The organism is Pyxidicoccus trucidator, from assembly GCF_010894435.1.
GTDB lineage: Bacteria > Myxococcota > Myxococcia > Myxococcales > Myxococcaceae > Myxococcus > Myxococcus trucidator.
The window spans coordinates 240,603-253,931 of sequence record NZ_JAAIXZ010000003.1 but is presented as its reverse complement, the minus strand read 5'-3'; the positions used below and the strand labels follow the sequence as shown (position 1 = coordinate 253,931).

The following is a 13,329-nucleotide window of genomic DNA, read 5'->3' as shown; positions in this document are numbered from 1 at the left end:
GTCATGAGCAACAAACCCGACCTCGCGAGCACCGGAGAGCTGGAGCTGGACTGGGGCAGCCGCGAGCAGCGCGCTCCGGCGCCCGCGGGCGAGCTCGCCGTGGCGGACCCGGCGCCCCTCCACGAGGTGCCGTCCGGCGCGGGCAAGGGGCCCCCGGGAGACCCGCGCTACATGGGCCTTGAGCTGAAGCTCCAGCTCGCGGGCCTGTTCGAGGCCCCTGAGCTGCGCATGCGGCAGCTGCGCGAGCTGGCGGAGGTACTCATCGGCTGGGAGTCGAAGAACCGCTACGAGGTCTGCGACCCGACGGGCCGGGTGGCGGTGTACGTGGGCGAGACGGGGGACGGCTGGGGCTCGGCGCTCCTGCGGAACTTCTGGCCCTTCTACAAGGCCCGGATGGAGTGCATGACGCTGGGCGGCACGGTGGCGCTCGCGGTGGAGCACCCCTGGAGCTTCCTGCTGGCGCGCGCCAATGTGGAGGCGTGGGATGGGCGCCCACTCGGGAGCATCCAGCAGCGCTTCACCTTCTTCGGCCGGCGGTTCGACGTGCTGTCGCCCACCGGCGCCGTCGTCGCCACGGTGGAGGGGCCGCTGTTCCGGCCGTGGACGTTCCGAATCCTGCAGCGCGGCGTGGAGGTGGCCGTCGTCCGCAAGCGGTGGAGCGGCCTGCTCCAGGAGACCTTCACCGACGCGGACACCTTCACCCTGGAATTCAAGCCCGGGTGCACCGACGCCCGGCTGCGGCAGATGATTCTGGCCGTGGGCCTGCTGGTGGACGTGACGTACTTCGACAACCGCAGCTCCAGCTCCAGCTTCGGCGCGGGCTTCGACATCTTCGACTTCTGGAGGTGAGGCGCGCGGCCCGGGGCCTGTGCTAAGTCCCCAGGTCCATGTCCACGAGTGATGCGCTGAGCGCAGCAGACCTCGAGCGGCTGGTCCGGGCCGAAGCGCCCGAGCTGGCCGAGGCCGTCCTCGCCTTCCTCGCGCAGCCCGAGAAGGCGCCCGAGACGCCTCTGCCGAAGGATGCCTTCACCTTCGACAAGCTGCTCCAGACGCTTGCCCAGGCCCAGGCGCGCTTCGACGCGGAGGGCCGGCGCACCGCCTCCACCGAGGCCTGGCAGCGCTTCCACGCGCAGAAGGACGTACCCCGTCCGCCCCGGCTCGCCCTCGCCGAGCTGCTCGTCGGCCTCTACGCGCGCGACACCCACGCCTCCCGCGCCGCGCTGATGGAAATCATCCGCCGCTCGGACCTGCGCTTCGGACTGTGGGGCGGCCTCAAGCGCATCTACAAGCTGACCGAGGCCCGCCACGACGCGGAGATGTTCGGCATCCTCGCCTGGCGCTTCGACGCGGAGCGCGGCCGGGGCGGCTACAACCGCGAAGTCTCGGCCGGCACCCTCACCTACCTGCGCCGCCGCGCCTGGCGCTACCTGCGCCACCTGGGCACCGCCGTGCCGGAGCTGTACCCCCAGTTCGCCGTGGAGGTGCTCCGCCACTACGAGCCGGACCCGTCCTGGTACTCCGTCTGGGTGGCCCACCACATCTGGGCCCACGGCACCGGCAACTACTCGGCGACGTCCTTCTCCATCCAGCCGCCCGCGGACATGCTGAAGCACCGCGCCTTCCCGGACGCGTGGAAGCGCTCGCCGGACCCGCTGATGCGCCTGCTGGACACCTGCCACTCGGACCCCGCCGCGCGCTTCGCGATTCAGGGCCTGCGCAAGGACTTCCCCGAGGCGCTGCGCAAGGTGACTCCCGCGTGGCTGGACAGGCTCGCGCGCCGGCCCCTCGCCAGCGCCCACGACTTCCTCGTGGAGACGCTGCAAGGCTCGCCCGAGTTCCACCAGGGCCGCCTGCGCGCGCTCGGCCTGCACGAGGCGGTGCTCGCGCTGCTGGTGTCCCCCAGCGACAAGGCCCGCGCGTATGCCATTGAGTACGCCCGCGCCCACGCGCAGGACCTGCCCGCCGAGCGGCTCGCGGAGCTGGTGGCCCAGGGCGCCAATGACGTGAAGGCCTTCGCCGCCGCCGCGCTGGAGAAGCGCAACCCGCGCGAGCTGGGCGTGGAGCTGCTGGGCCGGCTGCTGTCCTCGAAGCCGACGAATGCCTTCGCTGCGAAGTCGCTGGAGCAGTCCTTCGACCGCGCCGAGCTGCCCGCCGGCTTCCTGCGGGACATGTACCTGGGCTCGTCCGAGCAGCTCGCCTGGGTGAAGGGCTACGTCGCCTCCAAGTACCCCGGGACGGAGCTGCCCGTGGCCTTCTGGAAGGAGCTGCTGGAGGACCCGCGCCTGGAGAAGAAGCCGCACCCGGTGGCGGGGCTCGCGCTGAAGGCGCTGGGCGCGTACCCGCCCGCCGCCATCGGCCCGGAGTGGATGCTGGACAAGGTGTCTCACCCGCGCATCGGCGACACCGTCAGCACCTGGCTCACGCGCGCGGACAGCCTGCCCGGACTGGACGTGGAGCGGGTGAAGGGGCTCGTCTTCAGCCGGAAGCACCGCGACGTGGCGCTGGCGCTCCTGGGCAACCGGAAGCTGTTCACCGCGCGCCAGCTCACCGTGCCCTGGCTGCTCGCGCTGGCCCGCCGCGCGGACCCGCAGCTGCACGGCTTCGCCCACCGCTACCTGCTGGAGAACGTGGCGCCGGCGGACTTCAGCGACTCGGGCGACGCGGCCACCGGCCTGGAGCGCCTGTTCGAGCTGGCCCTGGGCGCGAAGCAGCCCGTGCAGGTGCGTGGCTTCGCGCAGACGTACCTGCGCTGCCACCACCCCGTCATCGGCCCGGAGCAGCCGGAGTCGAAGTCCTACGAGCTGAAGCCCCGCGCCCCGCGCAAGGCGTACACGCCGGAGAAGCTGTGGCCCGCGCTGTTCGACGAGCGCGACGACGTGCGCCGCTTCGCCCTGGCCATTGCCCGCGCCGAGCTGCGCGCCTGGGGCTGGCACACGCGCGTGTACGAGCTGGCCGAGGCCGAGGCGAAGGAGGTCCGCAACCTCGCCTATGACGCCCTGCTGAAGGCCGGCGAGGAGGGCGCGGACGCGCGGCACGTCCTGCACCCGGAGGAGCTGGACCCGGCGAAGGTGTTCGCGCTCTCGGAGAGCACCAAGCGCAGCACGCGCGAGGTGGCGGTGGAGCTCATCCGCCGGCACTACGCGCGGCTGGGCGGCGCGGAGCGGCTCGCGTGGCTGATGCAAAGCGCCGACCGCGAGGTGGGCCTGTTCGCCGTGCGGCTGCTCTGGGAGAAGCACCGCCCCACGCACCTGCCGGAGGGCTGGAAGCCCGCGGGCGCGAAGGAGGCTCCGGTGGCGGAGACGGAGCGCTTCGCCAACGTGGAGGCGCTGCGCACCTTCCTGCGGAAGATGCTCTTCGGCCTGCCGCCGGGCCGGGCGAAGGAGGCGCGCGAGGGCGAGGTGCAGAAGCGCCTGTCCGCCAGCGTGGCCAAGCGGCGCGTGATTGAGCTGGTGCGCGACTTGGGTCTGGATGACCAGGCCTTCGCCCGCGTGGTGGCGCCGGTGCTGGGCGAGTTCACCGGCTCGGTGGCCAAGGGCGAGTGGCAGAGCTGCCTCGCCTCGCTGGTGCAGCTGCGGGCGGCACATCCGGAAGCGCAGCTCGGGGGTCTCTGAGTAGATTCGAGACCTCATGCTGCTCGATGAACTGCTGAACGACTTCCCCCGCGAGCGCTTCTTGCGGGAGCACTACCAACGCACGCCCTTCTCCGGACGGGCCTCGGCGCAACGCCTGCTCCAGCTCGGCACCTGGAGCGTCGTCGACGAGCTGGTAGAGCAGACGGAGTGCGACCTGCTCCTCGCGCGCCAGGGCGTGCCCTACACCGGCGAGCGTCCCAGGACGGCGAAGCAGGCGCGCGAGCTGTTCTCGCAGGGCTACACGCTCGTGCTCCGCCAGCCGGACCAGCACCACGCCGGCCTGTCGGAGCTCGCGCGCACCTTCAGCGCGGAGCTGCACGGCCGCATCAACCTGCACCTGTACTGTACGCCCGCCGGCCACCACGGCTTCGGCTGGCACTGCGACCCGGAGGAGGTCTTCATCCTCCAGACGCTGGGCCGCAAGGACTACCTCCTGCGGGAGAACACGCTCCACCCCGTGCCCCTCCCGGACGCGCTGCCGAGCGGCGCGCTGGCCGCGCAGGAGACCACGCCCGTGGAGACGCGCACCCTGGGCACCGGGGACTTCATCTACATCCCCGCCGGGCACTGGCACATGGCCCAGGCCCCCGAGGAGGCACTCTCCATCTCCGTCGGCCTGCTGGCGCCCACGCTGCTGGACGTGCTGGACGCCGTGCGCGCCAACCTCGCCAGCAACCCCGTGTGGCGGCGGCGCCTGCCCGCGCTCGGGTATGCGTCCGAGCTGGATGACGTGAAGAAGCTGGAGGTCCTCCGGACGCTCTTCACCGGGCTCGGGAGCGAGCTGCAGCGCGCCCTGGCCGAGCCGGGCCTTCCGCTGCGGTTCCTCGCGCAGACGGCCCGCTTCTACCTGCGCTCCGCCGGCCTCCGCGGCAGCCGGCGCTGACGGCCCACCCGCGCACGCGGTGTGCATGGCCTGTCGCACAGTGTGTGCGAGCCTGCAATTCCTTCCGAATTTGTAGATTCCATAACGTCAGGGAATTCCCCGGAAACTTCCGGACGCCTCGTCCCAATAATCCTCCTTGGCAGAGGTGAGTGCCGCCGAGGTGTCCCGTGAAGATTGTCGGACCGCGTCAGAGCCCCGTGTCGTCCCCGGCGTCCCCCGAGTCCTCTTCCGGCGGCCCTCGCCTGTCCGACAAGTTGGCCCGTGAGATTCTCACGGGCACCGGGAAGAAGGACGGCGTGTCGGGCTCGGCGCTGAAGGTGGGCGGCGGCCACAGCGACAACCTCCAGACGGCGGCGTACGAGCCGAAGAAGGACGAGTTCGACCCGGCCGTGAAGCGTCCCGGCAAGTGGTCCCCCATCCGGATTGGTGGCGGCCACGCCGACAACATCTCCAAGGTCCCCAACGAGAGCAGCAACAAGCCTCGGGACACTGACTCCGGCGCGCCCGCCGCGCGTCCGTCCTTCCCGGGCGCCATCGGGAGGCTGCTGCAGCGGCTGTTCCCCAGGGGCCTTCCGGGTCCGCTGATGGACCGGGGTGACAGGCCGGGCGGCGCCCACGCCAACAACATCCTCATGAACGCCCCGCCCGAGAAGCGGGGCATTGAGTAGGGGCCGCCCTCGGTAGAGCACGGCTGGCGGACTCCCGGGACGCGAGGGAGACCCGCCACGGGTTCTGGGGGTAGCCTGCGGGCGCATGAGTGGCATCGAGCGCTTCGGGCCGTACCGCATCCTCCGCGAGCTCGGCGCCGGGGGCATGGGCCGCGTGTCCCTGGCGGAGCGTGAGGACCGGGAAGGCCCCGTCGTCGTCAAGCGCATGAACGCCGAGCTGGCGGCGGACCCCCGCTTCCGGCGGCGCCTGCTGCGCGAGGCCGAGGTGGCCGCGGGCCTCCAGCACCCCAACATCGTCCAGGTGCTCGACACCGGCGTCATCGACGACCAGCTCTACCTGGCCATGGAGTACGTGCCGGGCTCCAGCCTCGCGGGAGTCCTGGCCGCCAGCCGCCCCGTGCCGCTGCCCCTCGTCCCCGTGCTGCACGCGGTGGCGCAGACGTGTGACGGGCTCGCGTACGTGCACCGCTTCGCGGAGCCGCGCACCGGAAGGTGGATGGAGCTGGTCCACCGCGACGTGTCCCTGGACAACCTGCTGGTGTCGTACTCGGGCGAGGTGAAGATCGCCGACTTCGGCATCGTGAAGACGGCGGACGGCACGCAGACCACGTCCGGCGTCATCATGGGGAAGCTCGGGTACATGTCGCCGGAGCAGATTCGCGACGAGACACTCGACGCGCGCAGTGACGTGTACTCGCTGGGCGTGTGCCTCTTCGAGCTGGTGGCCGGCAAGCGCCCGCTGCCCGCGCACCGCGCGCGCTCGGTGATGGAGGCGGTGCTCTACGACGCGCCGCCGCCGCTGGAGCAATTCCGGCAGGACGTGCCGCCCGCGCTCTCCGCGCTGGTGGCGCGGATGCTGGCCAAGGACCGCAAGGCGCGGCCCGCGAACTGTGAGGAGGTCGCGAAGGAGCTGCGCGCGGTGCTCGCCGGGCGCGAGGACTCCACCCTGTTTCCCTCGCGACTGCTGGAGGCTCAGCCGCGCAACCGGTCTCGCCATGCGCCGCTCGAGGTGGCCACGGAGGTGGAGGGACGCCCCGCCACGAAGCCCCAGCGCCTGCAAGGGCCCGCGCCCGAGACGGTGGCCCAGGAGCCCCGGAACCTGGCTCCGGCCGCGCGCAAGCCGACGCCGGTGCCCGTTGCCCAAGAGCCCCGGCCCGTGGCTCCGGCCGCACGTAAGCTGACTCCCATGCCGGGGCCGGAGGAGCGCAGGCCGGAGGCACTTACGCTGGCTCCGGCGCATGTGTCGGCACCGGGCGCGGAGGCGCGCAGGCCGCCCCCTGGACACGCTCCACCCGAGGGAAAGGCCACTTCCGCACCGGGGCCGGAGGCACACCGTCCAGCTTCCGCGCCCGAGCCCGCGCGCCAGCCGACGCCAGAGCCCCGGTACGAGCACTCCCTCTCCTCGCTGCCCACGGACACACCCTCTTCCGAGCACTCGGTGCACTCCGTGCCCACGCGCGCGACCTCCGCATCGCCCGAGCACTCGGTGCACTCCGTGCACACGCGCGCGACCTCCGTGTCGCCCGAGCACTCGGTGCACTCCGTGCACACGCGAGCCACCATGCCGAAGCACGGGTCCTCCGCGCACGAGGAGGAAGACCCGTCACTGGCAGAGCAGTCCACCCGCCTGCTGGCGGCGCCCTCCCGGAAGCGGCTCCTCCGTCGGTGGGCCGCGGTGGGCCTGGGCGGGCTGGTGCTGCTCGGGGCCGCCGCTTGCTGGTGGTGGGTCTGAACGCGGGTTGTCCGGAGGCCGAGCACCGGCAGCGTCCGCTTCGACCAGGACAGCAGCCCTTTCATCCACATCCGGGCACCGACGTGTAAGCCGTGGGGAATACGCGTGGGGCCGTGGCAGTCTTGCCCGCCATGCGACTTCCCCACGCGCTGACCCTGGCCGTCGCGGCCCTCACGACGCTCGCGGCCCATGCCGCCGCGCCCGCTTCCCCCACCCTGCCCCCGGGCTACTGGCCCGAGGAGAAGGTGGCGGAGATTCTCGCCAAGACGGAGGAGGTGCGGCTCGCGCCCGAACTCTCGCGCCTCTCGCCCGACGAGCAGGCCGCGGTGAAGGACCTCCTGGAGGCGGGCCAGGTCCTCCAGGAGCTGTATGAAACGTCGCGCCACCATCAGGCGCTTACGTCGCACACGCGGCTCCGGATGCTGGACAAGAAGCTGGGCAGCCCCAAGCGCACGCAAGATTTACTCACTCTGTACCGGCTCTACCAGGGCCCCATCGCGAGCACGCTGACCAACGCCCGCGAGCCCTTCCTCCCCGTGGACCCGCAGGTGCCGGCGCGCAACGTCTACCCACCGGACGCAACGCGCGCGGAGGTGGACACATACCTCGCCGCGCACCCCGAGCAGCGCGAGTCCCTGATGGGCGAGCTCACCGTGGTCCGCCGCGCCACCGCGGACAACCTGCGCCAGGACGTGAAGGTGCTCCAGGCCCACCCCGTGCTGGACACGCTGCACCCCGGCCTGCGTGAGTCGCTCCAGGTCCGCGCGAAGCGGCCCGACGCCAAGGCGCTGTATGCGGTGCCCTACGCCGTGGCCTACGGGCCGGAGCTGGTGAAGGTGTACGGGCTGCTGATGCGCGCGGCGAGCCGGGTGCAGGCGAGCGACGAGGAGCTGGCGCGCTACTTGCGAAACCGCGCGCGCGACATGCTCAGCAACGACTACGAGAGCGGCGACGCGTCGTGGGTGACGGGGCGCTTCAAGAAGCTCAACGTGCAGCTCGGCGCGTACGAGACGTATGACGACGCGCTCTACGGGGTGAAGGCCTTCTACGGCGTGTCCGTGCTGCTGCTGAACGAGGAGGCCACGCGCGAGCTGCGCAAGCGGCTGAGCGGCCTGCAAGGGATAGAGGACGCGCTGCCGTACCCCGCGAAGCGGCGCATCCGCGAGGACATCCCCGTCGGCGTGTACGAGGTGGTGGCGGACTTCGGCCAGGCGCGCGGCACCAACACGGCGACGATTCTGCCCAATGACCCGCTGTACTCGCGCCGCTACGGCCGCACCATCCTGCTGCGCGAGAACATCATGAAGAACCCGGACCTCTTCGCCGCGGACGAGCGCATCTGGCGCGCCGCCACGGTGGACGCGCACGCGAAGGACCTCACCTCCGAGGGCAACTTCCAGCGCACGCTCTGGCACGAGGTCGGCCACTACCTGGGCCCGGACCGCGACACGAAGGGCCGCACGCTGGACGTGGCGCTGGAGGACTACGCGGACGCCATGGAGGAGATGAAGGCGGACCTCGTCAGCCTCTTCGCGCTGCACGCCTTCAACAAGAGCGGCTCGCTGGACGCCGCCAGCCTGCGCACCGTGCAGGCCTCGGGCATTCGTCGCACCCTTCAGAACGTGCGCCCGCGCGAGGACCAGCCGTACCAGCGCATGCAGCTGGTGCAGTTCAACTGGTTCCTGGACCGGGGCCTGATTCGCGCGGACCCGAAGACGGCGCGCCTCACGATTCAGTACGACAAGTACCTGGACACCGTCAGCTCGCTGCTCAAGGAGGTGATTGCCCTCCAGCACTCGGGCGACAAGGCGGCCACCGCGAAGTTCTTCGAGCGCTGGAGCACGTGGACGCCCGAGCTGCACGACGTGCTCGCCGCCCGCATCCGCGAGGCGCAGGGCGCGCGCTTCCGCGTGGTGCGCTACGGAGCGCTCGGCGAGAAGTGACGGCTGGGACGCTGCTCCCTGGCGTCCCGCCCGGCGAGAAGTGGCGGCGCTGCTCCCTCGCGTCCCCTACGGAGCGCTCGGCGAGAAGTGCCGGAGGAAGCGCTGGAACTCCGCCGACTGGAACCGCGCCTCCGGGCGTCCGGCCAGCTGGCGGAGCAGCGTGTGGACGTGCTCGATGAAGGGCTTGTCCGGATCGGACTCGACGTCCTTGAGCGACCAGCGGCGGAAGCCATAGCGGCCCCCGCGCAGGGAGATTTCGTCCGCGTACTCCCGGTTGATGTCGCGGAGGAAGAACCACACGTCCTGGCTGTGCGGAGCCAGCTCGCGCAGCGTTCCGAGCACGCCCCGGTCGTATCGGCCCAAGCGGTCCGACGGAGACACCTCGATGCGGAAGGGAGGCTCGGGCTGTCGTGCGACCCAGATGGTGAACCGGCCCACCGAGTCGTGCAGGGAGTAGAGCGGGTCGTCGTCGAACTCATACGGCTCGGGGCAGTAGGTGCCCAGCGGGATGGCGGCGCCGCCGTCACCTGGCTCGGGTGAGAGCTCGAGGATGTTCCAGAGCTGCATCCGCTCATCCAGCTCCGCCGGCAGCACCGGGAGCGTGGGGCGAGGCGGCGCCACGAAGGGCTGGAAGAGCGGGTCCAGGGTGAGGACATTCCACAGCTCCGGCCACTCGCGGGTGGCGACCCCCAGCGCGTCCTCCACGGTGTCCCTCACCGGCGTGCCACCTCGGGCCGCGAGCACCGCCGTCCACAGCGCAACCTCAGGCTCGTAGGGGAAGTAGCGCGGGCCCACGTCGACGTCCGGTATCGGCGCCTGCTTCCGGTCCTCCTCGTAGAGCCAGTTCGACTCCGCCCACCTCGCGGCACGTGCCTCATCCAGGGGCGGGGGCCGGGCGGCGAACCTCGCGTCGAGCAGCCAGCGGAAGGCGTCCCTGACTGGAAGGCCCGTCGCCCCCCAGCCTCGCAGCTCCGCCAGCCAGGACAGCTCGAAGACGAGCCTCGGGTCCTCGCTCTGGCGCCATGCCTCGAAGAGCACGAGGCGGGCTTCTTCGTCCCGTCCGAGGTGACAGAGACACACGGCCCGGCGCACCGCCACCTCACGCAGCGGAAGCTCGAGTGCCGCGCGGTCGAGGAGCGCCAGCGCGCGCTCGTACCGGCGGAACGAAAACAGCACATCGAGGAGCTCGAGGTCCTTCTCCTCCCGCACCGCCGTCAGCTCCACCACGTCCTTCATCCAGGAGCGATAGATGGACAGGGACAGTGGCCAGAGTGCACGTCGGCGCGTCCTGCGGAGCCAGGCGCGGTTGTCGAAGAGCCCCATTCCGCCGCAGCCTACCGCCTCGCCCGCTCGTGGGAGGCCATCCAGCGCCGCGCCTCCTCCAGCTCGCGCCGGCCGTACTGGCCCGCCTGCGTGAAGCCCTCGATGGCCTTCTGGGCCAGCGCCAGCGCACGGGGACGCTCCGCCGGCTTCGTCTGCCACAGCGCCCGCGCCAGCCCGAAGTGCACCCACGCGGACTCGGCCTCACTCCACCCCAGCGGAGCCAGCACGCGCGCCGCCTCCTCCAGTTCCTTCAGGGCGCGGTCGGACTTGTTCAGCGCCAGCAGGGTGAGTCCCAGGCCCGTGCGGGCATGCACAGTGCCGGCGTGCTCGGCCCCCAGCGTACGCAGCTTGCGCGAGAGCGCGGCGCTGACCAGCGGCAGCGCCTCGCGGGGCTGCTTGCGGTGCAGCAGCAGCATGCGCCCCGCGTCCTCTTCCATGGTGTGCAGCGCCAGGTCCTCCGGTGAGAGCACTTTGAGCTGGAGCGCCAGCCCTTCCTGGTAGTGCGCCAGCGCCGCGTCATCGCGCTCCAGGCGCTCCTCGGCCTGCGCGAGCGCGCGCAGCGCTTCGATGGTCTCCAGGCTCTCCGGACCGAAGGCCTTTCGCATCCCCTCCAGCGCCTGCTGGTGGAGCGCCAGGGCCTTGTCCGCCGCCTCCGCCTTCTCGTGCACGAGGGCCAGGTCGTTCAGCATCAGCAGCGTCTGCCGGTTGTCGGGGCCCAGCGTGTCCCGGCGCAGCGTGTACGCGCGCTCCGTCCACTGGAGGGCCTCGGCGTACTGGCCCTGCTCCTTCGCGGCGATGCCCAGGTTGGCGAGCGTGGAGGCCAGCAGCGGGTGCTGGGCGCCCAGCCGCTCCTCGTTGATGGCGAGCGAGCGCTGGTAGAGCGGCATCGCATCCGCGTAGCGAGCCTGGCGCATGCGCACCATGCCGAAGTTGTTGAGGACCTTGGCCGTGTCCACGTGGGTGGGGCCGAGCACGCGCTCCCGCAGCGCCAGCGCGCGGGTGTAGTGCGTCGCCGCCAGGTCGAGGTTGTCCTCGCGGAAGGCGAGGATGCCCTCGTGGTTGGCCAGCCTGCCCTCCAGCTCGGGCGAGCCGCCCATGCGCTCCAGCAGCGCGTGGGCCTGCCCGGCCCAGAGGTGGGCCTCGGAGAACCAGTCGCGCGCGTCGCTGAGGGCCACCACCAGGTCCGTGGCCACCTGCACGGCGGCCTCGTCATGGCGGCCGGCGGTGGCGGCGGCCATGGCCTCGTTCCACGCCTTCATGGACTCTTCCGACTGGCTCAGCCGCTGGTGCGCCCAGCCGAGGACATGGAAGGCCTCGGCCTGCAGCGGGCGGTAGCCCAGCGCACGCGCCGAGTCCGCGACGGCCTTCGCCGCCGGGAGCGCCTGCTGGTAGCGGCCCGAGTCCAGGAGCGCCTGGGCATGCGCCAGCTCGCCGCGCGCCGTGTCCACCTTCGCGCGCAGGGCCGGGTCCTCCGCGAGCGGCACGGGGGCGGCCAGGGCCTCCACGTTGGCGCAGCCGGACACCCCGCGCAGCGCATCCACCGCTTCCACGCTGCGCTTCACGAGGGCCGCATCCGCGCGCACCAACTCAGCGGTGAGCGCATCCACCGCGCGCAGGCGGCGGTCCAGGCAGGACATGCGCAGCGCGAGGTGTGCTTCGGGCTGGGCGCCGCTGACGCGCGTGGCCTCGCACGCCTCCTGGTGCATGGTGGTCCACTGGGTGGAGTACGCATCCAGCGCCTTCGACACCCGCGTGAAGGCCCCCGCCGCATTCGGCGCGGCGCTGTCCTGGAAGGCCTTCTCCACGGCGACCCGCTGCGAGGGTCCCCACACGCGGGCGAACACCTCGGGCGCGCCGACGCACGGCTGAGCCTGCGGCTTCGACACCGTCACCGCGACACCCGCGGCCAGCGCCACACCGCCGAGCACCGCCGCGGCGCCGCCCAGCCACTTCCGGCGCGCGGCGGACGGGTCCTTGCCGAGTGCATCCAGCAGCGCGTCCATGGAGGGAAAGCGCGCCTCGGGCGACACGGACAGGCCGCGCACCAGCAGGCGGTGCACCCAGCCGGGCACGTTGGCGTGCGGCGGAGGCGCCAGCTCGGGACGCTCCGCGACAATGGCGCCGTCCTTCGCGCGCGCCGTGTCCAGCAGCGTGACGGCCATGCGCCGCAGCGTGCCCTCCTCGAAGGGACGCTGGCCGGCGAGGGCCTCGTACACGGAGATGCAGTAGCTGAACTGGTCCGAGCGCGCGTCCGCGGGCCGCCCCGCGTACTGCTCCGGAGCCATGTACGCGGGCGTGCCCACCATGGCGCCGGTGACGGTGAGCGGTGCGTCCTCGCCGGGTGACAGGGCCTCCGGCACGGGCACCGTGGGCTCCTCGGAGGCGTCGCTCTCGCGGGCGATGCCGAAGTCCGTCACGAAGACACCGCCCTCGGTGCCGAGGAGGACGTTGTCCGGCTTGAAGTCGCGGTGGACGAGCCCGGCCGCATGCGCGGCGGCGAGCCCCCGGCCCATGGACAGACACACGGGCAGCACCTGCCGGAGGGAGCGCTTCGCCTTCCTCAGCCACTGGCGCATGTTGCCGCCGTCCACCTTCGCCATCGCGAGGAAGACGCGTCCGTCATGCGTGCCCACGTCGTGCACGGTGAGGACGTTGGGGTGGGACAGGCGGGCCATGGCCTGCGCCTCGCGCATCAGCCGCAGCGCGCGCGTGTCGCGAGACTCGCCGGGAAGCTGGCGCTCGTGGAGCACCTTGATGGCCACGGTGCGACGGAGCTCGGGGTCGAACGCCTCGAAGACCTCGCCCATGCCGCCACGGCCCAGGCGCGACAGCAGCACGTAGCGGCCCACGCGCGTGTGGTGCAGCGGCGTGCCACCCTCCGAGTGCGTGCCGTCATCCCGACCGCCCGTGCCGTAGCCCACGGCCGGAGGAGGACCGTCCGCGGAGCCGCCCGCGCCGACGGAGTCGGGACCGTTGTCCTGGCCACCGGTGTCGGGGTGGCCGGTGCCATAGCCCCCCTCGTCCGAGAGGCCCTGCTCCGTTTGCTGGTTATCCCGTGAGGTCGAGGTCATCGGGACCATCCTATCCCGAGGTTCCCGACGGCCAGGAAAGGGGGGCTCCGGCGGGTGCCTCCGGGTGGACAGCGCGC

8 protein-coding genes are annotated in these 13,329 nt (G+C 71.9%); 6 read left to right on the top strand and 2 right to left on the bottom strand.

Translation table 11 applies throughout. The annotated features are described in order from the left end of the window. The first annotated feature begins 3 nt into the window (after positions 1 to 3). The 6 genes from G4D85_RS11045 to G4D85_RS11020 all read left to right on the top strand — a co-directional run bounded on the left by G4D85_RS11045 (position 4) and on the right by G4D85_RS11020 (position 8,858). On the top strand, positions 4 to 849 hold the full coding sequence (locus G4D85_RS11045) for a phospholipid scramblase-related protein (RefSeq protein ID WP_164010935.1): 846 nt from the start codon (positions 4 to 6) through the stop codon (positions 847 to 849). A gap of 38 nt (positions 850 to 887) precedes the next feature. Next, on the top strand, positions 888 to 3,611 hold the full coding sequence (locus G4D85_RS11040; protein WP_164010933.1) for a hypothetical protein: 2,724 nt from the start codon (positions 888 to 890) through the stop codon (positions 3,609 to 3,611). A 16-nt stretch (positions 3,612 to 3,627) separates the two neighbouring features. Beyond that, the gene (locus tag G4D85_RS11035) at positions 3,628 to 4,515 is read left to right on the top strand and encodes a JmjC domain-containing protein (RefSeq protein WP_164010931.1); all 888 of its coding nucleotides are present in this window, start codon (positions 3,628 to 3,630) and stop codon (positions 4,513 to 4,515) included. 167 nt (positions 4,516 to 4,682) lie between these two features. After that, entirely contained in the window at positions 4,683 to 5,183 is a 501-nt protein-coding gene (locus G4D85_RS11030; RefSeq protein WP_164010929.1) for a hypothetical protein, read from the top strand. Between the two features lie 85 nt (positions 5,184 to 5,268). Beyond that, on the top strand, positions 5,269 to 6,915 hold the full coding sequence (locus tag G4D85_RS11025; RefSeq protein WP_164010927.1) for a serine/threonine protein kinase: 1,647 nt from the start codon (positions 5,269 to 5,271) through the stop codon (positions 6,913 to 6,915). Positions 6,916 to 7,046: 131 nt separating this feature from the next. Beyond that, positions 7,047 to 8,858 (top strand): NUDIX hydrolase, encoded by a 1,812-nt coding sequence (locus G4D85_RS11020; protein ID WP_205525509.1) that lies wholly within the window; start codon positions 7,047 to 7,049, stop codon positions 8,856 to 8,858. Between the two features lie 66 nt (positions 8,859 to 8,924). Here G4D85_RS11020 and G4D85_RS11015 read toward each other — a convergent pair whose 3' ends face one another. Both G4D85_RS11015 and G4D85_RS11010 read right to left on the bottom strand, forming a co-directional pair. Further along, positions 8,925 to 10,181, bottom strand: a complete 1,257-nt coding sequence (locus G4D85_RS11015) for a hypothetical protein (protein ID WP_164010925.1) — start codon at positions 10,179 to 10,181, stop codon at positions 8,925 to 8,927. An 11-nt stretch (positions 10,182 to 10,192) separates the two neighbouring features. After that, on the bottom strand, positions 10,193 to 13,252 hold the full coding sequence (locus tag G4D85_RS11010) for a serine/threonine-protein kinase (RefSeq protein ID WP_164010924.1): 3,060 nt from the start codon (positions 13,250 to 13,252) through the stop codon (positions 10,193 to 10,195). Positions 13,253 to 13,329: the final 77 nt, after the last annotated feature.

What these genes read in the sequence shown, in the direction of transcription:
- G4D85_RS11045 (WP_164010935.1), top strand. Translation starts at nt 4, where the DNA reads ATGAGCAACAAACCCGACCTCGCGAGCACCGGAGAGCTGGAGCTGGAC.
- G4D85_RS11040 (WP_164010933.1), top strand. Translation starts at nt 888, where the DNA reads ATGTCCACGAGTGATGCGCTGAGCGCAGCAGACCTCGAGCGGCTGGTC.
- G4D85_RS11035 (WP_164010931.1), top strand. Translation starts at nt 3,628, where the DNA reads ATGCTGCTCGATGAACTGCTGAACGACTTCCCCCGCGAGCGCTTCTTG.
- G4D85_RS11025 (WP_164010927.1), top strand. Translation starts at nt 5,269, where the DNA reads ATGAGTGGCATCGAGCGCTTCGGGCCGTACCGCATCCTCCGCGAGCTC.
- G4D85_RS11020 (WP_205525509.1), top strand. Translation starts at nt 7,047, where the DNA reads ATGCGACTTCCCCACGCGCTGACCCTGGCCGTCGCGGCCCTCACGACG.
- G4D85_RS11015 (WP_164010925.1), bottom strand. Translation starts at nt 10,181, where the DNA reads ATGGGGCTCTTCGACAACCGCGCCTGGCTCCGCAGGACGCGCCGACGT.
- G4D85_RS11010 (WP_164010924.1), bottom strand. Translation starts at nt 13,252, where the DNA reads ATGACCTCGACCTCACGGGATAACCAGCAAACGGAGCAGGGCCTCTCG.